The 26,975-nt window shown below is 65.7% G+C and carries 21 protein-coding genes; 9 read left to right on the plus strand and 12 right to left on the minus strand.

What is annotated here, in order from left to right; translation table 11 throughout:
- The first annotated feature begins 92 nt into the window (after window positions 1-92).
- Complete coding sequence (locus G7079_RS11980) at window positions 93-1,217, plus strand: metallophosphoesterase (protein ID WP_166057521.1); 1,125 nt, start codon at window positions 93-95, stop codon at window positions 1,215-1,217.
- A gap of 100 nt (window positions 1,218-1,317) precedes the next feature.
- Window positions 1,318-3,651: a membrane-bound PQQ-dependent dehydrogenase, glucose/quinate/shikimate family gene (locus G7079_RS11985; RefSeq protein WP_166057522.1), complete on the plus strand. Its 2,334-nt coding sequence runs from the start codon at window positions 1,318-1,320 to the stop codon at window positions 3,649-3,651.
- 92 nt (window positions 3,652-3,743) lie between these two features.
- On the opposite strand, the gene G7079_RS11990 is transcribed toward G7079_RS11985, so the two are convergent.
- From G7079_RS11990 to G7079_RS12005, 4 genes are all read right to left on the minus strand, one after another.
- Window positions 3,744-4,256, minus strand: coding sequence for an N-acetyltransferase (locus tag G7079_RS11990; protein ID WP_166057523.1), 513 nt, complete (start codon window positions 4,254-4,256; stop codon window positions 3,744-3,746).
- Complete coding sequence (gene aspS / locus G7079_RS11995; protein WP_166057524.1) at window positions 4,253-6,001, minus strand: aspartate--tRNA ligase; 1,749 nt, start codon at window positions 5,999-6,001, stop codon at window positions 4,253-4,255. The genes G7079_RS11990 and aspS overlap by 4 nt, the downstream gene beginning before the upstream one ends.
- A 122-nt stretch (window positions 6,002-6,123) precedes the next feature.
- Window positions 6,124-7,209, minus strand: a complete 1,086-nt coding sequence (locus G7079_RS12000; protein WP_166057525.1) for a GGDEF domain-containing protein — start codon at window positions 7,207-7,209, stop codon at window positions 6,124-6,126.
- A gap of 100 nt (window positions 7,210-7,309) precedes the next feature.
- Window positions 7,310-7,624, minus strand: coding sequence for a zinc ribbon domain-containing protein (locus G7079_RS12005; protein WP_166057526.1), 315 nt, complete (start codon window positions 7,622-7,624; stop codon window positions 7,310-7,312).
- Between the two features lie 125 nt (window positions 7,625-7,749).
- On the opposite strand from G7079_RS12005, the gene G7079_RS12010 reads away from it, so the two are divergent.
- Window positions 7,750-8,451, plus strand: a complete 702-nt coding sequence (locus G7079_RS12010) for an SIMPL domain-containing protein (RefSeq protein ID WP_166057527.1) — start codon at window positions 7,750-7,752, stop codon at window positions 8,449-8,451.
- Window positions 8,452-8,460: 9 nt separating this feature from the next.
- Here the strand turns inward: G7079_RS12010 and G7079_RS12015 are convergent, their stop codons facing one another.
- Window positions 8,461-10,308: an ATP-binding cassette domain-containing protein gene (locus tag G7079_RS12015; protein WP_166057528.1), complete on the minus strand. Its 1,848-nt coding sequence runs from the start codon at window positions 10,306-10,308 to the stop codon at window positions 8,461-8,463.
- Window positions 10,309-10,402: 94 nt separating this feature from the next.
- Between G7079_RS12015 and ybaL the strand changes: the two genes are divergently transcribed.
- Window positions 10,403-12,097, plus strand: coding sequence for a YbaL family putative K(+) efflux transporter (ybaL, locus tag G7079_RS12020; RefSeq protein WP_166057529.1), 1,695 nt, complete (start codon window positions 10,403-10,405; stop codon window positions 12,095-12,097).
- Between the two features lie 54 nt (window positions 12,098-12,151).
- Here the strand turns inward: ybaL and clpB are convergent, their stop codons facing one another.
- Window positions 12,152-14,734: an ATP-dependent chaperone ClpB gene (clpB, locus tag G7079_RS12025; protein WP_166057530.1), complete on the minus strand. Its 2,583-nt coding sequence runs from the start codon at window positions 14,732-14,734 to the stop codon at window positions 12,152-12,154.
- Window positions 14,735-14,880: 146 nt separating this feature from the next.
- On the opposite strand from clpB, the gene G7079_RS12030 reads away from it, so the two are divergent.
- Together G7079_RS12030 and G7079_RS12035 are read left to right on the plus strand one after the other, a co-directional pair.
- Window positions 14,881-16,191 carry a M20/M25/M40 family metallo-hydrolase gene (locus G7079_RS12030; protein ID WP_166057532.1) on the plus strand — a complete coding sequence of 437 codons (1,311 nt, stop codon included), beginning with the start codon at window positions 14,881-14,883 and terminating at the stop codon, window positions 16,189-16,191.
- The gene (locus tag G7079_RS12035) at window positions 16,188-16,469 is read left to right on the plus strand and encodes a GIY-YIG nuclease family protein (protein ID WP_166057533.1); all 282 of its coding nucleotides are present in this window, start codon (window positions 16,188-16,190) and stop codon (window positions 16,467-16,469) included. Before G7079_RS12030 ends, G7079_RS12035 begins: the two co-directional genes overlap by 4 nt.
- Here the strand turns inward: G7079_RS12035 and G7079_RS12040 are convergent.
- From G7079_RS12040 to rluD, 3 genes are read right to left on the minus strand one after another with little or no spacing between them, the layout of a single operon-like run.
- A complete protein-coding gene (locus G7079_RS12040; protein ID WP_240906183.1) occupies window positions 16,442-16,984 on the minus strand; it encodes a DUF4166 domain-containing protein in 543 nt (180 codons plus the stop codon). The genes G7079_RS12035 and G7079_RS12040 overlap by 28 nt on opposite strands.
- On the minus strand, window positions 16,981-17,721 hold the full coding sequence (pgeF, locus tag G7079_RS12045; RefSeq protein ID WP_166057534.1) for a peptidoglycan editing factor PgeF: 741 nt from the start codon (window positions 17,719-17,721) through the stop codon (window positions 16,981-16,983). The genes G7079_RS12040 and pgeF overlap by 4 nt, the downstream gene beginning before the upstream one ends.
- Window positions 17,718-18,701 carry a 23S rRNA pseudouridine(1911/1915/1917) synthase RluD gene (gene rluD / locus G7079_RS12050; protein ID WP_166057535.1) on the minus strand — a complete coding sequence of 328 codons (984 nt, stop codon included), beginning with the start codon at window positions 18,699-18,701 and terminating at the stop codon, window positions 17,718-17,720. The genes pgeF and rluD overlap by 4 nt, the downstream gene beginning before the upstream one ends.
- Before the next feature lie 108 nt (window positions 18,702-18,809).
- Between rluD and G7079_RS12055 the strand changes: the two genes are divergently transcribed.
- Window positions 18,810-19,652 (plus strand): outer membrane protein assembly factor BamD, encoded by an 843-nt coding sequence (locus G7079_RS12055; RefSeq protein WP_166057536.1) that lies wholly within the window; start codon window positions 18,810-18,812, stop codon window positions 19,650-19,652.
- A 156-nt stretch (window positions 19,653-19,808) separates the two neighbouring features.
- Window positions 19,809-21,242 carry a vWA domain-containing protein gene (locus G7079_RS12060; protein ID WP_166057537.1) on the plus strand — a complete coding sequence of 478 codons (1,434 nt, stop codon included), beginning with the start codon at window positions 19,809-19,811 and terminating at the stop codon, window positions 21,240-21,242.
- A 45-nt stretch (window positions 21,243-21,287) separates the two neighbouring features.
- Here G7079_RS12060 and G7079_RS12065 read toward each other — a convergent pair whose 3' ends face one another.
- From G7079_RS12065 to sucC, 3 genes are all read right to left on the minus strand, one after another.
- Window positions 21,288-22,922 (minus strand): NAD+ synthase, encoded by a 1,635-nt coding sequence (locus tag G7079_RS12065; protein ID WP_166057538.1) that lies wholly within the window; start codon window positions 22,920-22,922, stop codon window positions 21,288-21,290.
- Window positions 22,923-23,118: 196 nt separating this feature from the next.
- A complete protein-coding gene (gene sucD, locus G7079_RS12070) occupies window positions 23,119-23,994 on the minus strand; it encodes a succinate--CoA ligase subunit alpha (RefSeq protein WP_166057539.1) in 876 nt (291 codons plus the stop codon).
- Between the two features lie 23 nt (window positions 23,995-24,017).
- Window positions 24,018-25,187 carry an ADP-forming succinate--CoA ligase subunit beta gene (sucC, locus tag G7079_RS12075; RefSeq protein ID WP_166057540.1) on the minus strand — a complete coding sequence of 390 codons (1,170 nt, stop codon included), beginning with the start codon at window positions 25,185-25,187 and terminating at the stop codon, window positions 24,018-24,020.
- Window positions 25,188-25,307: 120 nt separating this feature from the next.
- Between sucC and G7079_RS12080 the strand changes: the two genes are divergently transcribed.
- The gene (locus G7079_RS12080) at window positions 25,308-26,903 is read left to right on the plus strand and encodes an ATP-binding protein (protein ID WP_166057541.1); all 1,596 of its coding nucleotides are present in this window, start codon (window positions 25,308-25,310) and stop codon (window positions 26,901-26,903) included.
- The last annotated feature ends 72 nt before the right edge of the window (window positions 26,904-26,975 follow it).

A 26,975-nucleotide genomic window follows, 5' to 3' on the forward strand; every position in this document is an offset into this window, starting at 1 on the left:
GCATCCCGCGAACGGCCGATGCGCGACGGGTTTGCCGATGCCGCCACTTCACCGTACTTTCAATGCATGACTTCGCATACCGATCCGGCGCAATGACGGCCGTCCGCCCCCGCAACCACAGGCCATCGCGCTGGTACGCGGGGCTCGCCGCTTGTTTGCTCGCACTTGCCGCCCATGCCTCCGATCCGGCACCCGCGCCGCAGGACGATGGCCCCTATGTGTTCGATGCCGGCAAGCAGCTGGACGCGGTGTGGATCTGCGGCGGACAAGTGCAGCGCACATCCGTCGCACGCACGGCCACGTTGCCGCCGCGTTGCGGCTATCCGCATGCCATCGATGTCCCCGCCTCACTGCCGCCTGCGGTCTCCAAGGCCGCCGCCACGCCCCGCATCGTCGCCGTCTCCGATATCCACGGCCAGTACGACCTGCTGCTGCGCCTGCTGCGCGCGAACAAGGTCATCGATGCCGACGACAACTGGGCGCTGGGCCGCGACCAGCTGGTAATCGCCGGCGATGTCTTCGACCGTGGCGCCGCGGTCAACGAAACACTGTGGCTGCTGCTGCGTCTGCAACAACAGGCGCAACAGGCTGGCGGCGCGGTGCATTTCCTGCTCGGCAACCACGAAACCATGGCGCTCGGCGGCGACCTGCGCTACGTGAACCCGAAGTACCTGCAATCCGCGCGCCTGTTGAAACGCTCCTATCCCGGCCTGTACGCCCGCGACACCCTGCTGGGCCAATGGCTGCGCACACGTCCGGTGCTGCTGCAGGTCGGCGATACCCTGTTCCTGCACGGCGGCGTGTCGCCCGCCGAGCTGGAACTGGCGCTGCACATCGAGCAGACCAATGCCGCCTATCGCGCCTCGCTGGGCAGGTCGAAAGCCGAGGTGCACGCCGATCCCGCCACCGCGCCCTTGTACGACGGCAAGCAGAGTCCGATCTGGTATCGCGGCTATTTCGACGGCCAGCTGGGGCCGGACGAAGTACGCGCGTTGACGCAGCGCCTGGGCTTGGCGCGCATCGTGGTGGGACATACCACCATGAACCACATCAGCAGCCTGCATGGCGGCCGCGTCATCGCCATCGACAGTGGCATCAAGCGCGGCGAATCCGGCGAATTGCTGTTCATCGAAAACGAAAGACTGAGCCGTGGCCTGCTGGATGGCAGTCGCGTGCCATTGCGCGAATTCCCGGGTGCGCCGCCCAGAGAAGACTAGATGTCGGTCCACGAGAGAAGCGGAAGCCTTCACAAACTTGCACCGTTGACAATGCCAACATCCCGTTGATCAATACAGCCAAAGCCAACGGAGGTCGATCATGCGATTGCTATCCCGTCTCTTCGTCATCGTCCTGGGTCTTGCCGGAGTCGGCGTTGCGATAGGTGGGGGGCGGCTGATCGGGCTTGGCGGCTCGTGGTACTACCTGTTGGCGGGGCTGGCATGGCTCCTCGCTGCGGTACTGATGTGGCGCGGTCGAAGTACTGGCACTTGGATTGCGATCGCAACAGCCATCCTCACCGTGCCATGGGCCTTGTGGGAAGCCGGTTTCGCCTTCTGGCCGTTATTTGCGCGCCTGATGGTTCCGATCGGCTTTGCCGGCCTGGCCGCAGTGTTCACGCCTGCATTGACCGGGGGCGCGAACAAGCGGCCGTTCTACGGCATCGCCACTGCCGCTCTAGTTCTGTTTGTTGCCGGTTTTGCCGGCACTTTCATGGAGCATGGCGCCATTCGCCCGCCGTCCGGCGTCCCGGGTTATACGCTTGCCAAAGGCGACAACACGCCCGCCAACTGGACCGCCTATGCGCGCGACACCCGGGGGCTGCGCTACTCCAAGTTCAACCAGATCAACCGCGACAACATCGACAAGCTCGACCTGGCCTGGACCTTCCGCACCGGTCGCGAGAATGTCGGCCTGGACCAGAACACGCCGCTGCAAATCGACGACACGATCTATTCCTGCACCACCACCAACGTGGTCATCGCGCTGGACGCCGATAGCGGCAAGGAGAAATGGCGCCACGATCCGAAGGTGAAAGGCGTCATGTGGCAGCGTTGCCGTGGCCTGGGCTATTACAAGCTGCCCGAAGCGCAGCAGGTGGCCGGCCAGGCCTGCAACGAACGCCTGGTCATGACCACCATCGATGCGCGCCTGATGACCATCGACGCCAAGACCGGCGCGCCCTGCGCGGGCTTCGGTACCAACGGGCAGGTTTCGCTGGCCGGGGAGATGGGCCAGATCAAGCCCGGCTTCTACTTCCAGACCTCCGCGCCACTGGTGGCGCGCGACAAGATCGTGATCGGCGGCTGGGTGGCCGACAACCAGGAAGTGGGCGAGCCTTCCGGCGTCATCCGCGCCTTCAACGTGGTCACCGGCGAACTGGAGTGGGCCTGGGACCTGGGCAATCCGGCGATCACCAAATATCCGCCGCCGGGACAGACCTATACCCGCGAAACGCCGAACATGTGGACCACCGCGGCGTTCGACGACGAGCTTGGCCTGATCTATGCGCCGCTTGGCAACACCACGCCTGACTACTACGGCGCCAACCGGCCCAAGTTCTCGGACGAATACAACGCGACGCTGGTCGCGCTGGACGTGAACACGGGCCGCGAGCGCTGGAAGTTCCAGACCGTCCATCACGACATCAACGACTACGACCTGCCCGCGCAACCGGCGCTGATCGACGTGCCGGACCTCAAGGGCGGCACCGCCAAGGCGATCATGCAGACCACCAAGCGCGGCCAGGTGTTCCTGCTCGACCGCGCCACCGGCAAACCCATCGCCGGTGTGGTCGAGAAGCCCGTACCGCAGCAAGGCGCCGCGCCGGAGGAAACCCCGCACCTGTCGCCCACCCAGCCCTATTCGGTGGGAATGCCGACCATCGGTGCGGAAACCCTCACCGAAAAGAAGATGTGGGGCGTGACCACCTTCGACCAGCTGCTGTGCCGCATCCAGTTCCGCAGCTACCAGTACTTCGGCGACTTCACCCCGATCGGCGTCGACCACTACACCATCCAGCAGCCGGGCAACATCGGCGGCCTCAACTGGGGTTCGGTGTCGGTCGACGTGCCGAACAACCTGGTCTTCATGAACGATGTCCGCGCGCCGTCGATCTTCACCTTGATGCCGTCGGACAAATACCCGGCGTTCGCCAAGAAGGTGCATGCGGACGGCACCGGCCATGGCCCGTCGCCGATGCACGGCACGCCCTATGGCGTGGCCACCGAAATGTGGACCTCGCCACTGGGCGTTCCCTGCGTGTCGCCGCCGATGGGCACGATCACCGCCATCGACATGAACACCCGCAAGATCGCCTGGCAGGTGCCGGCCGGCACCACCGAACAGTTGGGGCCGCTGGGCATCAAATCGCACCTGCCGATGCCGATGGGCATGCCGACCTATGCCGGCACCACGGCCACGGCTGGCGGGCTGGTGTTCTTCGCCGGTTTCCAGGACTACTACCTGCGCGCCTACGATGCGGCGACCGGCAAGCAACTGTGGAAGTACGCCCTGCCGGTGGGGTCTTCGGCCACGCCGATGACCTATGTCTCGCCGAAGACCGGCCGGCAGTACGTGCTGATCTCGGTCGGCGGCGCACCGTATTCGGCGGACACCGGCGACTACGTGATGGCGTTCGCGCTGAAACAGTAAGCCTGCCGCGTCGTGCCGAACATCGCGCCTCTGCACGGAGGCGCGATGTTCGATATCAGGCAGATCACACTTGGCTGGGTCGGACGACCGGCTTAGCCGCGGCGATACATGAATTCGCGATCGCGCTGCTCGCCGACGATGAACTCGTACTCGGCCACGAAGCCGAACCCGTGGCGCTCGTAGAAGCGCTGCGCGCCGAAGTTCTCCGACCACACGCTGATCCATAACGTGCGCCGGCCGTCGCGCTCCAGCCAGGCCAGCGCCTGCTGGAACAGCGCATTGCCGACTCCACCGTTCTGCGCGGACTGCAGCAGGTACAAGCGCTTGAGCTCGCCGTCTTCCTGTTTTACGTCCGCATGCGGCAAGCCGCAGCGGCCGGCCTGCGCGTAGCCGATGGCCTGGCCATCGCGCTCGGCGATCCACAGCGCGTAGTCCGGATCGGCCAGCACCTTGGCATAGGCGGCCTGCGAATGGCTTTCGTCGAGGAAGGCCTGCAGATCCGCCGGCGTGTACAGATGCGCGAAGGTTTCCACGAAGGTCTGCGTGCCCAGCACCGACAACGCGGCTGCGTCATCGGGCGTGGCGCGGCGGATCGCGGCGGTCATGCCTCGGGTCGCACCTGGATATGCACTTCGGCCAGTTGCGCATCCGGAATCGGGCTGGGTGCACCCGTCATCAGGCACTGCGCGCCGGTGGTCTTGGGGAAGGCGATCACGTCGCGGATCGATTCGGTGCCGGCCATCAATGCGGCGATGCGGTCGATGCCGAACGCGATGCCGCCATGCGGCGGCGCGCCGTACTTCAGCGCGTCGAGCAGGAAGCCGAACTTGGCTTCGGCCTCTTCCGCGCCGATGCCGAGCAGCTCGAACACCGCGCTCTGCATCTGCGAATTGTGGATGCGGATCGAACCGCCGCCAATTTCATTTCCGTTGAGCACCATGTCGTAGCCGCGGCTAACCGCGGTCTTCGCGTTCGCGCGCAGGTCGTCGATGGAATCCACCGCCGGCGCGGTGAACGGGTGGTGCAACGCGACGAAACGGTTTTCGTCGGCATCCCACTCGAACATCGGGAAATCGGTGATCCACAGCGGCGCCCAGCCATCCGCGATCAAGTTGAAGTCCTTGCCAGCCTTCAGGCGCAGCGCGCCCATGAAGTCGCTGACCGTCTTGTAATTGCCAGCACCGAAGAAGGCGATGTCGCCCTTGTGCACACCGGCCAGTTCCAGCAGCGCCTTGAAGGCTTCGTCGTCGAAGAACTTGGCGATCGGCGAATTGACCGCGCCGTTCTCGTCCAGCTTCACGTAGGCCAGGCCCTTGGCGCCATATTTGGCGGCGTGCGCCGCGTACTCGTCGATCTGCTTGCGGCTGAGTGCGGCACCGCCGGGGATGCGCAGCGCGGCCACGCGCCCATCGGGATCATTCGCCGCCGCAGCGAACACCGCGAACTGGCTGTCCTTCAGCACATCGGCGACATCCACCAATTCCAGCTCGATGCGCAGATCCGGCTTGTCCGAACCGTAGCGACGCATCGCCTCGGCATAGGTCATGCGCGGGAATTCGGCTGCAAGCTCCACGCCGGCGACCTCGCGGAACACGTCGCGGATCATCGCCTCCACCGTGTCCTGTACATCGCGTTCCTCGACCCAGGCGAACTCCATGTCGAGCTGGGTAAATTCCAGCTGGCGGTCGGCGCGCAGGGCCTCGTCGCGGAAGCAGCGCGCGATCTGGTAGTAGCGATCGAAGCCGGCCATCATCAGGATCTGCTTGAACAGCTGCGGGCTCTGCGGCAATGCGTAGAACTCGCCCGGATGCATGCGCGCCGGCACCAGGAAGTCGCGCGCGCCCTCGGGCGTGGCCTTGGTCAGGATCGGCGTTTCGATGTCCTGGAAATTGCGCGCGTCCAGCCAGTGACGCAGTGCGCTGACCAGCTTGGTGCGGGTGCGCATCTTGCGCTGCATGTCGGGGCTGCGCAGGTCCAGGTAGCGGTAGGTCAGGCGGGTTTCTTCGCCCGCGTTCTCGTGCTGGTGGTACGGCAGCGGCTCGGCGCGGTTGAGCACCTCGATTTTTTCCGCCAGCACTTCCACCTTGCCGGTGCGGATCTTGTCGTTGACCGCCTGCCGCGCGCGCACCGTACCGGTGACCTGCAGGCAGCTTTCCAGCGCCAGGTCCTTGGCGGTCTGGAACAGCGCGCCCATGTCCGAATCCACCACGATCTGCGCCACGCCTTCGTGGTCGCGCAGATCGGTGAACACGGTATGGCTTTGGACACGGTTGGTGTTGACCCAACCACACAGGGTGACGGTCTGGCCGATCAACGCCTCGTCGATCAGGCCGCAGAAATGGGTACGCATGAAAACTCCGGGAAGACGGCTTCCGGCAGCGGGGCTGACCGGGGAACCGGCCATTTTACCGGGCCTGAGGGTCGCGTGCCCGCTCATTGCCCCGCACGGGCGACCCGCTACCGGGGCACGGATCAGGCCGGGATCGCGACCAGCAGTTCGGGCGACCAGGTGACACTGCGGTTGCGGCCAGTACGCTTGGCGGTCAGCAGCGCGATGTCGGCGCGATGCAGGAGATCCGACAGGGACTCGCCCGGGCGCCATTCCGCGACCCCCACGCTGGCAGTCAGGGCAAATCCCTCGACCTGGATTTCGGCGATCCCGGCCCGCAGCGCTTCCGCCAGCGCCTGCGCCTGCAGGATCGACATGCCATGCAGTAGCAGCGCGAATTCCTCGCCACCCAACCGGCCGATCAGCCGCCCATTCCCGCCGGCCGATTGCAGCCGCTTGGCGGCTTCCACCAGCATCTGGTCGCCGATCCGATGGCTGCCCTCGTCGTTCAGCCGCTTGAAATGATCCAGATCCACGAAGCAGGCGGAAAGCGCGCTGCGCGTATCCATGCCACCGACCAGCGCCTCGCCGGCCTCGATGAAATGCCGGCGATTCAGCAGCGAGGTGAGCGCGTCAATCCGCGCGTACTGTTCAAGCTGCATCGTGGCCAAGAAGTGGCCACGGCGTGCCCGGTCGACGATCACATGGGAAAACAGCGCCACCGATGCACCCACCAGCGCCTGCATCCAGTAGGCCAGCCAGAGCGTGGCGCTGGCATCGGTGCGCACCAGGGCAACCGTGCCGGCCAAGTAGGAGAGCAGGATCATCACGATCACCGGGCCAAGCCGCGCCCAGAACGGCGCGATCACCAGCGGCGATGCGATATACAACGGCAACATCAATGCAATCGTGTCGTGCGGGCCTGGCAGCGTCATCAGCGCGCAGGACAGGCAGTACAGAGACATCAGCAGCACGCCGATCCATGCGAACGCCGCCGAACGCGTCAGCTTCTGCATCCCCAGGCCGACGGACACCAGCACGGCCAGCAAGACGTACAACATGGGGGTATGCAGCCATGTATCGAACGGGATCCCGGTCAACAGGCTCTGCAGGTAGATGAACAACATCAACATCGGCGCTGGGAACATGACCAATACGCGAAGCAGCGTGCGCTGCCGGTTGAAGGTCATGTTCCGGTAAGCGGCTTCCCGCTCTGTCGCAAAACGCATGGCGGCCTCAAGAGGCACTACTTGGGGAAGGAGTGTGTGCCGCCGCAAGTGCAATCGCAAGCAGGCCTATGCCCAACGAATCAGGTACCTATGGCGCCATTCAGCTAGCCGGATCGGCCGGCTTTGGCGCGACGGCCGGCTTCGATTCCGGCTTGCTCTCGGGCTTGGCTTCAGCGGGGGCTTTCACGCCGTCCCCGCCCTCGCCGGCCAGGTTGCGCTTCTTGTCGCCGTCTTTCTTGAAGTCGGTTTCGTACCAGCCGCCGCCAGACAAGCGGAACTGCGGCGCGGTCAGCTGGCGACGCACCGAGCCTTCGGCACCACAGGCCGGGCAGTTGACCGGGTCGGCATCGGACAGCTTCTGCAGGCGGTCGAAATGATGACCGCAGGCATCGCAGGCGAAGGCATAGATCGGCATCGGGGTGTTCCACGGAATCCAGCGTGGATTGTGAGGGCCACGGCCGCAGATTCAAGGCCGCCGTTCCAGCGCCGTTGCGTTATTGGCGGGTATCGTCTTGCCAAACTCGTCCTGGAAACCCGCTCATGCAGACCCGTGCCTTGCTCGCCGCCACCGTGATCGCCCTTGGACTTGCCGGCGCCGGCTGGTTCGCCTCGCAAGGGATGACCAAGCTGCGCACCGCGGACCGCTACGTGACGGTCAAGGGCTCGGCGGAAAAGATCGTGGATGCAGATCTGGTGGTCTGGCCGCTGTCGCAGACCGTCGGCGGCAACGAACTGGGCGCGGTGCAGACCCAGCTCAACGCCAATACCGCCACCATCCGCGATTTCCTGACCAGCGCCGGCTTCAAGGACGACGAAATCGTGGTCAGCCCACCGCGCCTGGAAGACCGCTGGGCGTACTCCTATGGCGACAACCGCCCGCCGGAGCGCTACCGCTACTCGAACACGGTCACCCTGCGCAGCAGCCGGGTCACCGAAGCGCTGGCCGCGCTGCGCCGCAGCGGCGACATCGTCGCCAAGGGCGTGATGCTCAATACCGAGGAAGGCGGCGGCCCGGATTTCGATTACACCAAGCTCAACGACATCAAGCCGGCGCTGATCGCCGAGGCGACCAGCAACGCGCGCAAATCGGCCGAACAGTTCGCGAAGGATTCCGGTGCGCGCATCGGCGGCATCCGCAGCGCCAACCAGGGCGTGATCAGCATCGAGAACCGCGATGCCGGCAGCCCGCAGATCAAGAAGATCCGCGTGGTGACCACGGTCGAGTACTTCCTGAAGGACTGACGCCCGCGCTTAGTCGTACAGCGCCAGCAGTTCCGCCTCGGCCTCTTCGAGTTCGTTGCGCAGCTGCAGCTGCAGGCGGCCGATGTCGGCCACTTTCCCGGCATCGGCATACACCGCCGGATCGGCCATTTGCGCGTCGCATTCGGCCAACTTGGTTTCAAGCCGCGCCACCCGTTCCTCGGCTTTCTGCAGCTTGTGCGGATTGATCTTCGATGCCGGCTTCGCGGGCGGCGCGGCGACGGCCGGTGCCGCCTTGGGCACGGGGGTCTTCGGGTTGTCGCTGCCCGGACGCGAACGCAACCACGCCGCGTAATCGTCGAGATCGCCATCGAACGGTTCGACGATGCCATCGTGCACGCGCCAGTACTCGTCGCTCACCAGGCCGATCAGGTGGCGGTCGTGGCTGACCATCACGATCGCGCCGTCGAAATCGGACAGCGCCTCGGCCAGTGCTTCGCGCATCTCGAGGTCGAGGTGGTTGGTGGGCTCGTCCAGCAGCAGCAGGTTGGGCTTGTTCCACGCCAGCAGCGCCAGCGCGAGGCGGGCCTTTTCGCCGCCGGAGAAATTGTCGATGACCTCGAACGCGCGGTCGCCAGGGAATTGCCAGCCGCCGAGGAAGTTGCGGAACTCCTGGGTCGCGGTGTTCGGCGCGAGTTCCTTGAGGTGGTCGATCGGCGAGGTGCCGGCCACCAGCGATTCCACCGTGTGCTGGGCGAAGTAGCCGATGCGCAAATCGGGATGCGCGACGCGATCGCCGCTCATCGGCGCCAACTCGCCCACCAGGGTCTTCACCAGGGTCGACTTGCCGGCGCCGTTGACGCCGAGCAGGCCGATGCGGTCGCCGGCCTCCAGCCCGAAGCCGACGTTGCGCAGGATGGTGGCGCCCGGACCGTAGCCGCAATCGGCATCGCGTAGCGAGAGCAGCGAATTCGGCAAACGCGCCGGCGCTGGCAACTGGATGCTGACGCCGCGTTCCACCCGCACCGCCTCGGTGCCGGCCAGCTTTTCCAGCCGCTTCATGCGTGATTGCGCCTGCCGCGCCTTGCTGGCCTTGGCCTTGAAGCGGTCGATGAAGCTTTGCAGATGCGCGCGTTCGGCCTGCTCCTTGTCGTGCGCGATCTGCTGCTGGCGCAGGTGCTCGGCGCGCTGGCGCTCGAACGCGGTGTAATTGCCGACGTACAGCTTCGCCTTGCCGTCGTGCAGGTGCAGGATGTGGGTGGTGACGTTGTCGAGGAACTCGCGGTCGTGCGAGATCACCAGCAAGGTGCCGTCGTACCGCTTCAGCCATTCCTCCAGCCAGACCACCGCGTCGAGGTCGAGGTGGTTGGTGGGTTCGTCGAGCAGCAACAGGTCGCTGGGCGTCATCAGCGCGCGCGCCACGTTCAGGCGCACCCGCCAGCCGCCGGAAAAATCCGCCACCGGCTTCTCGTGTGTCTCCGCCGGGAAGCCCAGGCCATGCAGCAGGCGGCCGGCGCGGGCGGTGCCATCGTAGCCGTTGACTTCCTCCAGCCGCTGGTGCGCTTCGGCCACCGCCTCCCAATCTTCGTTGGCGAAGGCGTTGGCTTCGGCCTGCACCGCCGCGTGGACGGCGGCGTCGCCGGATAGCACGAAGTCCAGCGCGGGATCGGGCAGATGCGGGGTTTCCTGCGCCACGCTGGCGATGCGCGCCTTGCCCGGCAAGTCGATGTCGCCGCGGTCGGGCTCCACATCGCCCATCAGGGCAGCGAACAGGCTGGACTTGCCGGCGCCATTGCGGCCGACCACGCCCACGCGGTAACCGGCATGAAGGGCCAAGTCGACATCGGACAGCAACAGGCGTTCGCCCCGGCGCAGGGCGAAATTGCGGAAGGAAATCATCCGGATATTGTACTTCGCGGCCCCGCCTGAATCGCCGCTCAGGCAAGTCTGCGCCGGGATGCGAAGATAGGGGCCGACCCAGACGAGGCCCCGCATGCCGCACCACACCTCGCTCATCGCCATGCTCTGCATCGGTTTCGTGATGGCCTGCGCACTGGGCATGCTGGCGCAGCGGCTGAAGCTGTCGCCACTGGTGGGCTATCTGCTGGCCGGCGTGCTGGTCGGCCCGTTCACCCCGGGCTTCGTGGCCGACCAGACCCTGGCGCCGCAGCTGGCCGAAGTGGGCGTGATCCTGCTGATGTTCGGCGTGGGCCTGCATTTCTCGCTGCGCGACCTGCTGGACGTGAAGAACGTGGCGATTCCCGGCGCGCTGGGGCAGATCGCCTTCGTCACCACGCTCGGCACCGGCTTCGGCCTGCTGCTGGGCTGGGACACGATGGCTGCGGTGGTGTTCGGATTGGCGCTGTCGGTGGCCAGCACCGTGGTGGTGATGCGCGCGCTGGAGGAACGCCGCCTGCTGGATACCCGGCGCGGGCGCATCGCCATCGGCTGGCTGGTGGTCGAAGACCTGGCGATGGTGTTGGCGCTGGTGCTGCTGCCGGCGATCGCCGGCGCCTTGGGTGCGGGCGAAAAGGTCGGAGCCACCGGCATCATCGGCGCGCTGGCGTGGACGCTGCTGAAGGTCGCCGCGTTCGTGGTGTTCATGCTGGTGGTCGGCCGTCGGGTGATCCCGCGCGTGCTGGAAAGCGTGGCCGGGATGGGCTCGCGCGAACTGTTCACCCTATGCGTGCTGGCCATCGCGCTGGGCGTGGCCTATGGCGCGGCGGCCTTGTTCGATGTGAGCTTCGCGCTGGGTGCGTTCTTCGCCGGCATGCTGCTCAACGAATCCGAACTCAGCCACAAGGCGGCGGCCGATTCGCTGCCGATGCGCGATGCCTTCGCCGTGTTGTTCTTCGTCTCGGTGGGCATGTTGTTCAACCCCGAGATCCTGGTCGAGCATCCATTGCTGGTGCTGGCGACGGTGGCGATCATCGTGTTCGGCAACGCCTTCGTGGCGTGGTGCATCGTGCGGATGATGAAGCTGCCGCAGCTGACCGCGCTAACCATCGCCGCCAGTCTGTCGCAAATCGGCGAGTTCTCTTTCATCCTGGTTGGTCTGGGCCTGACCCAGAAACTGATCCCGCAGGAAGCGCACGACCTGGTGCTGGCCGGCGCGCTGCTGTCGATCATCGCCAATCCGCTGCTGTTCACCTGGCTGGATCGCTGGCAGCAAAAGCAGCAGCCGGGTACGGCGGCGACCCAGGTGCTGGCCGACAATTCCGAAGTGCCGGAAGACATCGGCGGCCACGCCATCGTGATCGGCTACGGAAGAGTGGGCAAGGAACTGTCGCGTCTGTTGCAGGATCGCGGTGTGCCGATGGTGATGGTGGAAACCGACTCGGATCGCGTCGAACAGGCACGCAAGAACGGCCTGATCACGGTGCGCGGCAATGCGGCATCGGAGAAAGCGCTGAAGGCGACCCGCCCGGACACCGCGCAGCTCGCGATCCTCGCCATCCCGCAGGCGCTGGAAGCCGGCGAAATCATCGCCAAGCTCAAGAAAATGAACCCCGAGATCAGCGTACTGGCCCGCGCCCACAGCGAGGCCGAAGTGAAGCACCTGCTGGGGCATGGCGCGGATGCCGCGGTGTTGGCCGAACGCGAACTGGCCTATTCGCTGGCGGACATGGTGATGGCGACGCCGCCGTATCGCCCACCACGAGTGGAGGCGGCACCCGCCGCAACCTAAGCGCAAAAAAGCGGGCCGTAGCCCGCTTTTTTGTTGGCGAAGGGAATGCCGCGCTTACTTCACGAACACCAGCTTGCCGCCATCGGCGTCCACCTTGACGGTATCGCCGTTGCCGAAACGGCCAGACAGGATTTCCTGAGCCAGCGGATTTTCCAGCTGCTGTTGAATCGCACGCTTCAGCGGACGCGCGCCGTAGACCGGATCGAAGCCGACATTACCCAGCAGGTCGAATGCCTTGTCGGACAGTTCGATGCGGATGCCGCGCTCGGCCAGCCGCTTCTCCAGCCCGCGCAACTGGATACGCGCGATCTGCTTGATCTGCTGCTTGTCCAGCGGGTGGAAGACCACGATATCGTCCAGCCGGTTGATGAACTCCGGGCGGAAATGCGCCTGCACCACGGCCATCACCGCGGCCTTCATCTGCAGGTAAGCCTCCGGCGAATCGTCGCCGTCGAGTTCCTGGATCTGGTGCGAGCCCAGGTTCGAGGTCATCACGATGACGGTATTGCGGAAGTCCACGGTGCGGCCCTGGCCATCGGTCAGGCGACCGTCGTCCAGCACCTGCAGCAGGATATTGAACACGTCCGGATGCGCCTTCTCCACTTCGTCCAGCAGGATCACGCTGTACGGGCGACGGCGCACGGCCTCGGTGAGATAGCCGCCTTCCTCGTAACCCACGTAGCCCGGGGGCGCACCGATCAAGCGCGCCACGCTGTGCTTCTCCATGAACTCGCTCATGTCGATGCGCACCATCGCGTCCGGGCTGTCGAACAGGAATTCGGCCAGCGCCTTGGTCAGCTCGGTCTTGCCGACGCCGGTGGGCCCGAGGAACAGGAAGGAACCGCTCGGGCGATTCGGATCGCTCAGGCCGGCGCGCGAACGACGCACCGCATCGGAGACCACCTTGATCGCCTCTTCCTGCCCGACCACGCGGGTGTGCAGCTGGTCTTCCATCTTCAGCAGCTTTTCGCGCTCGCCTTCCAGCATCTTGCTGACCGGAATGCCCGTCCAGCGCGCCACGACCTGCGCGATCTCTTCAGCAGTGACTTTGTCCTGCAGCAGGGTGAAACCGGATTTCTCCGCTTCCTGCGCCGCCTTCAGTTGCTTGTCGAGTTCCGGCAGCGTGCCGTACTGGATCTCGCTCATGCGCGCGTAGTCCTGCGTGCGCTGCGCGGCTTCCAGTTCGAGCTTCGCGGCCTCGATCTGCTCCTTGATCTTGGTCGCGCCCTGCAGCGTGGCCTTCTCTGCCTTCCAGACTTCATTGAGATCGCTGTATTCGCGCTCCAGCGTGTCGATCTGTTGCTGCAAGTCGGCCAGGCGCTGCTTGGACTCGGCATCCTTCTCCTTCTTCAACGCCTCGCGCTGGATCTTGAGCTGGATCAGCCGGCGCTCCTTGCGATCGAGCTCTTCCGGCTTGGAGTCGATCTCCATGCGGATGCGCGATGCGGCTTCGTCCATCAGGTCGATGGCCTTGTCCGGCAATTGCCTGTCCGCGATGTAGCGGTTGGACAGCGTGGCCGCCGCGACGATGGCGGGATCGGTGATTTCCACCCCGTGGTGCACGGCGTATTTTTCCTTCAGGCCGCGCAGGATGGCGATGGTGTCTTCCACCGTCGGCTCGCCCACGAACACCTTCTGGAAGCGGCGCTCCAGCGCGGCGTCCTTTTCGATGTATTTGCGGTATTCGTCCAGCGTGGTCGCGCCGATGCAGTGCAGCTCGCCGCGTGCCAGCGCCGGCTTCAGCATGTTGCCGGCATCCATCGAACCCTCGGCCTTGCCGGCGCCGACCATGGTGTGCAGTTCGTCGATGAACAGGATGATCTGACCTTCATTCTTCGACAGGTCGTTGAGCACCGCCTTCAGCCGCTCCTCGAATTCGCCGCGGAACTTGGCGCCGGCGATCAACGCGCCCATGTCCAGAGACAGCAGGCGCTTGCCGCGCAGGCCTTCCGGTACCTCGCCATTGATGATGCGTTGGGCGAGGCCTTCGACGATCGCGGTCTTGCCCACGCCGGGTTCGCCGATCAGCACCGGGTTGTTCTTGGTACGCCGCTGCAGGACCTGGATGGTGCGGCGGATCTCTTCATCGCGACCGACGACCGGATCGAGCTTGCCGCTCTCGGCGCGCGCGGTCATGTCGATGGTGTATTTCTCCAGCGCCTGGCGCGCGTCTTCCGCGTTTTCGTCCTGCACTTTCTCGCCTCCACGCAGTTTGTCGATGGCCACTTCAAGTTTCTGTTTGTCCGCACCCGCTGCCTTCAATGCCTTGCCCGCCGGGCCGGAATCGTCCAGCGCGGCGAGCAGGAACAGTTCGCTGGCGATATAGGCATCGCCGCGCTGCTGGGCCAGCTTGTCGGTGACGTTGAGCAAGCGGATCAGGTCGTTGCCGGCCTGCACATTGCCGGCCTGCCCGCTGACCTTGGGCAGCGCGTCCAGCACCTCGGCCAGCCGCTCGCGCAGCACCGGCACGTTGACGCCGGCCTGCGCCAGCAACGGGCGCGTACCGCCGCCTTGCTGGTCGAGCAGTGCCAGCAGCAAATGTGCAGATTCGATGATGGTGTTGTCGCGGCCCACGGCCAGCGACTGCGCGTCGGCAATGGCCTGCTGGAAGCGCGAGGTGAGTTTGTCCATGCGCATATGGAGGAATCCTGTCGATGAGAGAGAGGGGCCGCCCCACGGCCCAATGTGATTCAGATGAGGTTTCCGCGGCGTGATTCAAGCCGGTTCGCGCCGCGCGTTTGGCTTGGGTTATGGTCGCGACTGCCCGACCCGGAACCCGCCCCATGACCCGTTCCCGCATTCTCGTCTGCGGCCTGCTGCTGGCCTTGTCCGCGCGCCCCTGCTTCGGTACCGGGCCTTCCTCCAGTGAACAACGGCTGCGCGCCTCGATCGAGGCCGACCAACCGCATGCCATCGCCCTGCTGGAACGGCTGGTCAACCAGAATTCCGGCTCCCTGAACCTGCCAGGCGTGACCGCCGTCGGCAAGATGGTGCGCGCCGAACTGGAACCACTGGGCTTCGACGTGCAGTGGATCGACATGCGCGCGACCGGACGCGCCGGGCACCTGGTCGCCACCCACAAGGGCAACGGACGCGGCAAGCGCATCCTGCTGATCGGCCACCTCGACACCGTGTTCGAGCCCGACTCACCGTTCCAACGCTTCGTGCGCAATGGCGATACAGCGACCGGCCCCGGCATCGGCGACGACAAGGGTGGCGTGGTGATCATCGTCAGCGCATTGCGTGCCATGCACGCTGCCGGCACGTTGCGGAACGCCGATATCAAGGTAGTACTGACCGGCGACGAGGAATCGGCGGGCACACCGTTGGAGGCCGCGCGCGCCGACCTGGTCGCAGCCGGGAAATGGGCGGACGTGGCACTGGAATACGAAGAACTGATCGTCGATGGCGGCCAGGACCATGCAACGGTCGCGCGCCGTGGCGTGGCCGATTGGGAACTCACGACAACCGGCATCACCGGCCATTCCGGTAGCGTGTTCGGCAACACCCTTGGCTATGGCGCGAACTACGAACTGGTGCGCATCCTCGATGCCTTCCGACGCGAACTCCCGGAACCGAACCTCACCTTCAATGTCGGCCTGATGGTCGGCGGCACGCCTGCGATGCTGGAGCCGGGTGGCGCGCGCGGCAGTGCTGCCGGCAAGACCAATATCATCGCAGAGCGGGCTGTTGCGCGCGGCGACCTGCGTGCGATGACACCGGAACAGGAAGCGCGCGCCCGTGACCGGATGCAGGCGATCGTGGCGGCACACCTACCGAAGACGGGCGCGTCGCTGGTGTTCGACGATGCGTACCCGCCGATGGCACCGACCGAAGGGAACCGTGCGTTGCTCGCCATGCTCAACCAAGTCAATGCCGATTTCGGACTGCCCGCGATGAAGGAATGGGATCCGGCCAAGCGCGGCGCTGCCGATTCCAGCTTCGTCGCCGCCGATGCCGACGTGCTTGCTGGCCTGGGCGCGGCAGGCGAACACGCGCACGCCGAGGGCGAGACGGTCGACCTGGCCAGCATTCCCCGCCAGGCACTGCGCAGTGCGGCGCTGATCGACCGGCTGGCGCGCATGCCACGATGACCGAGGGCTGGTACCTGTACCTGCTGCGCTGCCGTGGCGGCAGCCTGTATGCCGGCATCACCACTGATATCGAGCGCCGCTTCCGCGAACACGCGGAAGGCCGTGGCGCGAAATACACTCGCGCGCATCCACCCGAATGCGTGCTCGCCAGCCGCGCCTATCCGGATCGCGCCAGCGCCTCGCGCGCCGAGCACGCGCTGAAGCAGCAGCCGAAGGCGCGCAAGCTGGACTGGTTGCTGCAGGCGGACGCTCAGGCCGGCGCCAGCCAACCCTCATAACGGATGATCCTGCCGACCAGCAGCAGCTCGGCTTCGACCACGAATTCGTAGCGGCCGTCCTGCTCGCTCTCGCGGCAGCGCACGCCCTTGAACCAGGCCGTCGGCAGCGGCAACACACCGAACAGACGCACGCCTTCGACCCGCCACCAGATCACGCCGGCATTGGCCAGCAACGCATGGCGGAACTGCAGCGGCCCGATGCGCTCGCGCAGCAGGCCGCCCTTGAATCGCAATCGCGACTGCATGCGCATGCCACCGAAATCGCGACGCCAGGTTTCGCCCATGGCGTCGGTGGCGAACTCGACCGTGATCGGCACGTCCTGCATCGCCTTCGGCAAGCCGGCGATCCGCGCGCACACGCGCGCCAGCGGATTACTGCCGCGCTGGATGGTCGCGCTACCGGCATAGCGCGCCGTCCCGCGCACCGCATGCAAGCGGCGTACGCTTTCCGGCAGGTTGAAGAACGCCGCGCCCAGCACCTGCTGGAACAGCGTCGGCCGTGCGGGATCGTTCAAGGCGACATCCAGACCAGCGTCGCCATCCGCCCCGTGCGCTGGTCGCGACGATGCGAGAAGAAGCGCAGTGAATCGGAGATGGTGCAGACGCCGCCACCGTGGATGTGTTGTGGATCGATGCCCGCATCGGCCATCCGCATTCGCGCAATCGCGAACATATCCACCCACCAATGCCCGGGACGCGTGGCAACGAAGGCCATTGCCGCACGCTTATCGTGTGCCATGAACCGCTCACGCACTTCATCGCCGATTTCATACCGCTGCGGCCCTGCGGCGGGCCCGATCCACGCCTGCAGTTGCGCAGCCGGCGCGCGCATTGCCGCCAGGGTCGCTTCCAGCATGCCGGTGGACAATCCGGGCCAGCCGGCATGCGCGGCGGCGATCTCGCTGCCGTCGCGCGCCGCGAACACCACCGGCAGGCAATCGGCGGTGAGGATGGCCAGTACCTTGCCTGTTTCGGACGTCACGGCCGCATCGGCTTCCGGCTCGTCGAAGTCAGGTTCGATGACCACATCGACGCCATGCACTTGCTTCAGCCAGCGCGGCGCCGAGGGCAGCCCCAAGGCGACTTCAAGCTGGCGACGGTTCTCCAGCGCGGCTTCGATTTCGTCGCCGCTGCGCAGCCCCAGATTGAACGTATCGAACGGCGCTGCGGACACCCCCAAGCCGTAACGCGTGGTGGTCAGCGCACGCACGCCCGGCGGCGCCGGCCAGTCGGCATCGATCCACACCTTCATCGGCGTGTGCGCTCTGCCCCGGCATGCGCCACCGCGTCCTTGCGCAATTCGGCCATCAACTGCTGCATGTCCTCCGGCACCGGCGCACTGCAGCGGATCGGCTCGCCGGTGACTGGGTGTGCGAACTCCAGCACTTCCGCATGCAGGGCCTGGCGCTTGAAGCCGCGCAATTCTGCGATGAACTCGTCGGACGCGCCTTTCGGCAACTTGAAGGAGCCGCCGTACAGCGGATCGCCGACGATCGGATGCTTGAGGTGCTGCATGTGCACGCGGATCTGGTGGGTACGGCCCGTCTCTAGCCGGCATTCCAGCGCGGTGTGGTTGCGGAAGCGCTCGCGCAGGCGGAAATGGGTGACCGCGTCCTTGCCGTCCTCGCGCACGGCCATGCGGATGCGGTCGCGCGGGTGACGGTCGATGGCGGCATTGGCGGTACCGCCGGAGACCAGCGCGCCAACCACCACGGCCAGGTACTGGCGATGCACTTGGCGATTGGACAGCTGTTCCACTAGCGCGGTGTGCGCCGGCAGGTTGCGCGCGACCACCATCACCCCAGAGGTGTCCTTGTCCAGGCGATGGACGATGCCGGCACGCGGCAGCAGTTCCAGCGACGGATCGCGGTGCAACAGGGCATTGACCAGTGTGCCGTCGGGATTGCCCGCCCCCGGATGCACCACCAGCCCGGCCGGCTTGTTGATCACGAAGACGTCGGCATCCTCGTACAGGATGTCCAGCGGGATGTCCTCGGCCACCGCGTGGGTCTGGGTCTCCTGCACGGCACTGAGGGTGACGGTTTCGCCTCCTCGTACCGGGTCACGGCCGCGAACGGATGCGCCATCCACGGTCACATCACCGGATTTGACCCAAGCCGAGAGCCGGGAACGCGAGTATTCGGGGAACAAGTCGGCCAGCACCGCGTCCAGCCGGCGGCCGGCGGCGGATTCGGGGACGATGGCGTGGCGCGGTTCGACAGTGCTGGTCATAGATTGGTTCCGGCCCCGCGCGGCAAGCGCCGGCAGCGGGTTGGGCATGGTTCAAGCATCGGGCTGTTATTATCCGCCCTTCATGCCTCCGGCGCCCGTTCGATGCCCATGACCCTGCGTTCTTCCCTGCTGCGCCCCGTGTTCGTGATTGCCCTCATCGCTCTGGTCGCCGGCAGCGGCTGCGCCCGGATGAAGGGCATGTTCAAGGACGAGGACAAGAACGAAGGCCTGCCGGTCAGCCAGTTGTACGACAAGGCGCATGGCTACATGGAAAGCGGGCGCTGGAGTGGCGCCAGCGAGACCTGGAGCCGCCTGGTCGCGCAATATCCGTATGGTCCGTACACCGAACAGGCCATGATGGAACAGGCCTATGCGCAGTACAAAGCCGGCAAGCACGACGACGCGGTGTCCACCATCGACCGCTTCATCCGCACCTACCCGACCCACAAGAACATCGCGTATCTCTATTACCTGCGCGGCCTGTCCAACATGGCGCGCAACACGGTGTTCCTGTCCAGGGCCTTCAAGCTGGACATGAGCAACCGCGACCTGCAGGCGCCGCAGCAGGCCTACAACGATTTCAACACGGTGGCGACGCGCTATCCGAACAGCGCCTATGCCGCCGATGCGCGCCAGCGCATGGTGTTCCTGCGCAACGAATTCGCCCGCTTCGAGCTCAACACCGGCCTGTACTACCTGCGCCGCGGCGCCTGGGTGGCCGCCGCCGATCGCGCCACTTACCTGCTGGAAACCTATCCGCAAAGCGAATACCAGAACGATGCGGTGGCGATCCTGGGCGAGTCTTACACCCGCCTCGGCAATACCGTTCTGGCCGCAGATGCGCGGCGCGTGCTGGAACAGAACGACCCGCAGCATCCGTGGCTGGCCGGTCACTGGCCGCGCGGCAACCGCTTCTACAACCGCCTGAATCCGTTCGGCGGCGACAAGTAAGTAATCCTGCCGACAGGCTGGGCATCCGCAAGGCCGGAGCGAGGCATTCGCTCCGGCCTTTTTCGTTCAACCCCGTTTTGGCCCGCCCCGCGTTCGTGGAAGACAGCCCCGGCACACACGCCGGCCCCATGCTGCCTACCGCACAGGATGCCACCGATGACCGCGTACCTTCCCGCCCGCCTGCTATCGCTCACCGTCGCCGCGATCTTGCTGGGCGGTTGTTCCATGCACCGCGAAACGGTTTCCGAGGCGGATGCCTCCGCCACTGCGGTCGCCGCCAACATCGCCCATGAAGCCGTGGCGAAATCAGTGCCTCCACCGGCGCCACCCGCGCCCGTTGGATTGATGGCCCCGGCCGCAGCCGCAAGTGCCTCGCTGGATGCCATTGCCATCAGCGGCAGCCGCATGCGCGCAAGCAGCGAGACAAAAGCGACCGCCACCAGCAAATCGGAACGCGAAGAAGCACGACAACAGGCGCAATCCGGCACCCTGACTGCCGGCGACTACGACGACTTGCTCAATCCACGCCAGTACGCGCGTTACGCCGAGCACTACCTGCAGGAGCATGCCCAGACCGGGCTGCCCTTCGTCGATACGCGCACGCCGGTGAAGATTCGCGTGACCGGCAGGGATGGCCAACCGGTCGCCTTCGCCGACGTCGCAACGATCGACAACCGAGGCAACACGCTGCGCCTGCCAACTGCCGCCAATGGCACTGCCGTGTTTTTCCCGTCGCTGGACGAACTACCCGAACGCCTGCAGTTCAGCGTGGATGCGAAAGGATCGCCAAGCGTGCAGCGCACGGTCGACCTGGCGCGGCTCGGAAGCGACCGCACGCTGACGGTCGAACTACCCATCGCCGGTCACGCACCAGCCGCACTCGACCTGCTGCTGGCCATCGACACCACCGGCAGCATGGGCGACGAACTGCGCTACCTGCAGGCCGAGCTGGACAGCATCATCGCCTCCCTGCGCCGCATCCGCACGGGCACCGACATCCGCGTCGGGCTGGTGGTGTACCGCGACCAGGGCGACGAGTACGTCACCCGCACCGTCGCCTTCACCCGCGACTTGGCCGACCTGCGCCGCCAACTGGGCGAACAGCGCGCGGACGGCGGTGGCGATTATCCCGAAGCCGTGGATCGCGCCTTCGCCGACGCCAATCGCTTCGACTGGCGCAAGGATGCGACCAAGGTGATGCTGCATGTCGCCGATGCACCGCCGCACGACGAACTCGCCGACGAAGCATGGGAACAGGCGCGGGCATTGCGCGCGCGTGGCGTGCACATCGTGCCGGTTGCCGCCAGCGGCGTGGCCGACGAAGCCCAGTACCTGATGCGCTCGATGGCCGCCCTCACCCAGAGCCGCTACATCTTCCTGACCGACGACAGCGGCGTGGGCCTGCCGCATGCGGAACCGGACGTGCCCTGCTACATCGTCACCCGGCTGGATGGCCTGATCGAACGCGTGGTCGCATCGCTGCTGACGGGGCACCGCGTGGAGCCTCAGGCCGATGCCGTCCTGCGCCACACCGGTGACTACGATCGCGGTGTGTGCCGGTCGACCCGCCAGCCGCGCATCGCGCAATGATGGAATGGATCAATGCGGCCGGTTGCACGCCGACGGCATTCAGGCTCATCCGCGATAGCCATTGGTAATCGGATAGCGCCGCTCGCGACCGAACGCGCGGCGGCTGACCTTCGGCCCGGGCGCAGCCTGATGCCGCTTCCATTCACCGATACGCACCAATTTCAGCACTCGGTCCACGGTAGCGGCATCGAATCCCGCCGCCACGATTTCCTCGCGCGACTGCTCCTGGTCCACGTAGCGCAACAGGATCGCGTCCAGCACGTCGTACGGCGGCAACGAGTCCTGGTCTTTCTGGTTTTCGCGCAGTTCCGCCGACGGCGGACGCTCGATCACCGCTTCCGGAATCACCCGATCACCAACGGTGTTGCGCCAACGCGACAACGCAAATACTTCGGTCTTGTACAGATCCTTGATCGGCGCGTAGCCGCCGCACATGTCGCCATAGATCGTCGCGTAGCCCACTGCGTACTCGCTCTTGTTGCCGGTGGTCAGTAGCAGGCCGCCGAACTTGTTGGAGAGCGCCATCAGCAGCGCGCCACGGGCGCGTGACTGCAGGTTTTCCTCGGTGGTATCCACCGGCTTGCCGGCGAAGGTCTCGGCCAGCGTGTCCAGGTAGCCCTGGAAGGGTTTTTCGATGGGCAGCGCGATCAGCTTCACGCCCATCGCATCGCATTGTTCCTGCGCGAGGTCGTTGGACATGTCCGCGGTGTAACGCGAGGGCATGCGCACGGCCGTCACGTTCTCCGGCCCCAGCGCATCGGCGGCGATGGCCAGCACCAGCGAGGAATCGATGCCGCCGCTCAGGCCAAGCCACGCCTGCTTGAAGCCGTTCTTGTGGCAGTAGTCGCGAGTGCCGCGCACCACCGCGCGCCAGGCCAGCGCGTCGCGGCTTTCATCACCATCCTCGATCCACTTCACCGGCGCGAAACGGCGCGATGCCGGATCGAAATCGACCACCAACCACTGGTCGGTGAATGCCGCTGCGGCTGGATGCACAGTGCCATCGCCATCGGCCACCACCGATGCACCATCGAACACCAGCGCATCCTGTCCGCCGACCACGTTGAGATACGCAATCGCCGCGCCGGTCTCGCCCACGCGCTGCGCAAGCAAGGCATCGCGTTGCGCATGCTTGTCGCGCTCGAATGGCGAGGCGTTCGGTACCAGCACCAGTTGCGCGCCCGCCGCCACGGTTGAAGCAATCGGCTCGGCGAACCACAAGTCTTCGCAGATCACCACGCCGACCTGCGTGCCCTTGACCTCGAACACGCAATCGTCGCGATCCGGATCCACGTCGAAATAACGACGTTCGTCGAACACCGCATAGTTCGGCAGTTCGCGTTTGCGGTAGGTCTGTTCGATACCGCCATCGCGCAGCACGCTGGCCGCGTTGTACACCACCGCGCCCGCCGCCTGCGGCCAGCCGACTACGGCAACGATGCCGCGCACGTTCGCGGCGATCTCGTTCAACGCGGTTTCGCAATCGCGCAGAAACGAGGGCCGGTACAGCAGGTCTTCCGGTGGATAGCCGGACAGCGCCAGTTCCGGGAACAACACGATGTCCGCTGCGTATTCGTCGCGCGCCTCGGCAATCATCCGCGCGATGCGCTCGCGATTGCCGGCCACGTCGCCGACCGGGAAATCGAACTGCGCCATCGCGATGCGGAGCGTTTGCGTCATCGATGCATCCTCGAAAAATGCGAAGGGCCGCATGCGGCGGCCCTTCGATGCTACTCGCTGTAAGCGAGGTTCGGAGCGAGCGAGAAGGCGTCAGCGGGACGCGCAGCCGGCGCGCAGGAGGCGAAGCGTACTTGAGTACGTGAGCCTCCGAGCACTGGCTGGGCGAGCCCGATCACGCCTTCGCAGCCGCTCCGAATTACTTGGCCAGGCGCTTGGCGATGGCCGCCCCCAGGTCACCCGGCGACTTCACCGTAGTCACGCCCGCCGCTTCCATCGCGGCGAACTTGCCTTCAGCCGTGCCCTGACCACCGGAGGCGATCGCACCGGCATGCCCCATGCGCTTGCCCTTCGGCGCGGAGGCGCCGGCGATGAAGCCGACCACCGGCTTGGTCACGTGCTTGCTGATGTACTCGGCCGCTTCTTCCTCGGCCGAACCGCCGATCTCGCCGACCATGATGATGCCTTCGGTCTGCGGGTCTTCCTGGAACAGCTTCAGCGCGTCGATGAAGTTGGTGCCGTTGATCGGGTCGCCACCGATGCCGATGCAGGTGCTCTGGCCGAGGCCGGCATCCGTGGTCTGCTTGACCGCTTCATAGGTCAGCGTGCCACTGCGCGAGACGATGCCAACCTTGCCCGGCATGTGGATGTGGCCCGGCATGATGCCGATCTTGCACTCACCCGGGGTGATCACGCCGGGGCAGTTCGGGCCGACCAGCACGGTGCCCGGGTAGCCCTTCAGCGTGTTCTTCACGCGCATCATGTCCAGCACCGGGATGCCTTCGGTGATGCAGACGATGACCTTGATGCCGGCATCAGCCGCTTCCAGGATCGCGTCGGCCGCGAACGGCGGCGGCACATAGATGACCGAGGCATCGGCACCGGTCGCCTTGACCGCTTGTTCCATGGTGTCGAACACCGGCAGGCCCAGGTGCTGGGTACCGCCCTTGCCAGGAGTGACGCCGCCCACGACCTTGGTGCCGTAGTCGAGCATCTGTTGCGCGTGGAAGGTACCCTGCGAGCCGGTGAAGCCCTGCACCAGCACCTTCGTGTTCTTGTTGATCAAAACTGCCATTTCGGATTCCTCGAAGGTGTGGATCAGGCGGCGTTGGCGACGGCCGCAACCGCCTTCTTCGCGCCATCGTTGATGTCGTCGGCCGGGGTGATGGCCAGGCCGGAGTTCTTCAGCAGTTCCTTGCCGGCATCCACATTGGTGCCTTCCAGGCGCACGATCACCGGCACCTTGACGCCCACTTCCTTGACCGCGGCGATGATGCCCTCGGCGATCATGTCGCAACGGACGATGCCGCCGAAGATGTTGACGAAGATCGCCTTCACCGTCGGCGAGCGCAGGATCAGCTTGAACGCTTCGGTGACCTTCTCCTTGTTGGCGCCGCCGCCGACGTCGAGGAAGTTGGCCGGCTCGCCGCCGTTCAACTTGATCACGTCCATCGTCGCCATCGCCAAACCGGCGCCGTTGACCATGCAGCCGATGTTGCCGTCCATGGTCACGTAGTTGAGGTCGTACTTGGAGGCGAGCACTTCGGTCTCGTCTTCCTGGCGGGTGTCGCGCATCGCCACCAGGTCCGGATGGCGGAAGTTGGCGTTGTCGTCGGAATTGATCTTGCCGTCGAGCACGGCTAGGTCGCCGTTGGTGAGGATCGCCAGCGGGTTCAGTTCAACCAGCGCCAGGTCCTTGTCGTTGAACAGCTTGAACAGGCCCAGCATGATCTTCGACAGCTGGCCGACCTGCTTGGCGTTCAGGCCCAGCGCGAAACCGAGGTCGCGGGTCTGGTAGGGCTGCAGGCCCTGCACGTAGTTCACGTGCAGCGTCTTGATGGCTTCCGGCTTCTCGTGCGCGACCTGCTCGATGTCCATGCCGCCTTCCGCCGAGGCGATGAAGGTCACGGTCTGGGTGGCGCGGTCGACCAGCACCGAGAGGTACAGCTCCTTGGCGATATCGGTGGCCTGGGTGACCAGCACCGAATCCACCGGCAACTCGACACCGGCGGTCTGGTAGGTCGCCATCTTGGTGCCCAGCATGGCCTTGGCGTAGTCGCGCACTTCGTCCAGGGTCTTCGCCAGCTTCACGCCACCGGCCTTGCCGCGGCCGCCGGCGTGGATCTGCGCCTTGACCACCCAGAAATCGCCACCGATCGCCTTGGCGGCGGTCACCGCCTCGTCGGGGGAATGGGCAACCTGCCCGGCGGGAACGTTGATGCCGTAGTCGCCAAACAGCTGCTTGGCCTGGTATTCGTGGAAATTCATGGGTCACCCGGGAAAGAGGACGGATCGCCGCGTTCGCCAGCAAACAGGCTGGGCGCGGGTAGAACCGGCATTTTAGCGTGTTGCGCCGCCGCATGCCGGCATCCCGCATACTTCCGGCCAATGTCGAATACCGCCGCCAGCATGGCCCCCCGGGAAGCGATCCGGCGCGAGCTCTACCTACTCACCCTGTACCGGATCTTCGAGGCGGCGGTGCTGTGCCTGGTGCTGTTCAGTCCGGTGGGCGCCTTGATGGGTGAGCCGCGCCACCTGCTACTCGGCCAAGGGGTGGCGATCGCTTACCTGATTGGTGCGATCGCACTGTTTGCAGCAGGCCGCCACGGAGACATCCGCACGCAGACCTTGCTGGGCGCCGCGTTAGACATCGCCGCTGCGGCACTGGCCATGCATGCCTTGCCCCAATCCAGCGCCGGCATTGCCATGATGCTGTTGTTCAACGTCGGCGCCGCGGCGTTCCTGCTGCCCATCCGGCTTGGCCTGGGCATGGCGGTCGCCGCCTCCATCGCACTGGTCGGCGAGTACCTCTGGAGCCTGCTGGGTGGCGAGAGCGCCACCCGCCCCTTGGCCGAGGTGCTGATGTTCGCGGTCAGCTATGTGGCGATGGCCACCCTCACCAACCAGATTGGCCGGCAAATGCGTGCCAGCGAGGCCCTGGCCGAACGGCGCGGCAGCCAGGTCGCCAGCCTGGCCGAAGTCAACGAACTGATCATCCGGCGCATGCAGACCGGCGTCCTGCTGGTCGACGCCGCCGGCGAGATCAAGCTCGCCAACGAGGCGGCAATGGTGCAGCTGGGTGGATTTACCGAAGGCCGGCGCGACCTGTTGCTGGCGGCACCACAACTTGCCGCGCGCTTGAAGCGTTGGCGCGAAAGCGGAGACACGGATCCGAAGCCCCTGCAGCTGGCGCCCGACCTGCCCGAGGTACAACCGCGCTTCGCACGCCTGCTGGCCGAAGACGACCAGGCGCTGATCTTCCTGGACGACACCTCACAGGTTGTACGTCGCGCCGAATCCCTGACCCTCGCTGCGCTGGGCCGCTTCTCCGCCAGCCTGGCGCACGAGATCCGCAACCCGCTGGCGGCAATCAGCTATGCAACGCAGCTGCTGGAAGAGTCGCGCGAGATTCCGGAAGCCGATCGCCGCCTGCTGGAGATCATCTACCAGCAGACCATGCGCATGAATGGCATCGTCGAGAACGTGCTCGGCCTGGCCCGGCGTGAACAGGCGCGGCCCGACCACGTGGAACTGACCGCCTTCGTCCACCACTTCGCCGACGACTATCGCAAGAGTCACCCCCTCAACGACGACCAACTGGAAGCCTCCGCCACTGCGCCGTTGGTCGCCATGGTCGACCGGCGCCAGTTGCAACAGGTCGTCACCGTGCTGGTGCACAACGCATTGGTCTACGGCCGCCTGCCGGGCGAACCGGCACGGGTCGGCATCCGCGTCTATACCGGCGAGCACGGCAATCCTGTGCTCGATGTCACCGATCGCGGCCCGGGCATCCCGGAAACCGTGGCCCGGCAGCTGTTCCGCCCCTTCTTCACTACCTCCGGCGAAGGCACCGGGCTTGGCCTCTACATCGCCCGCGAGCTGTGCCTGGCCAATCAGGCCAGTCTGAACTTCGTGCCGATCCCCGGGGGCGGCGCCTGCTTCCGCATCCACCTACCCGGCGCACGCGCCATCACCACGGCCTGACCCCCCGCTCAAAGCGATGCGATAGCCGCATCACGTCGCACTTGGACGCTGCGCGGCAACGCGCTATCGTGA

This window comes from Thermomonas sp. HDW16, assembly GCF_011302915.1.
In the GTDB taxonomy this organism is placed as follows: Bacteria; Pseudomonadota; Gammaproteobacteria; order Xanthomonadales; family Xanthomonadaceae; genus Thermomonas.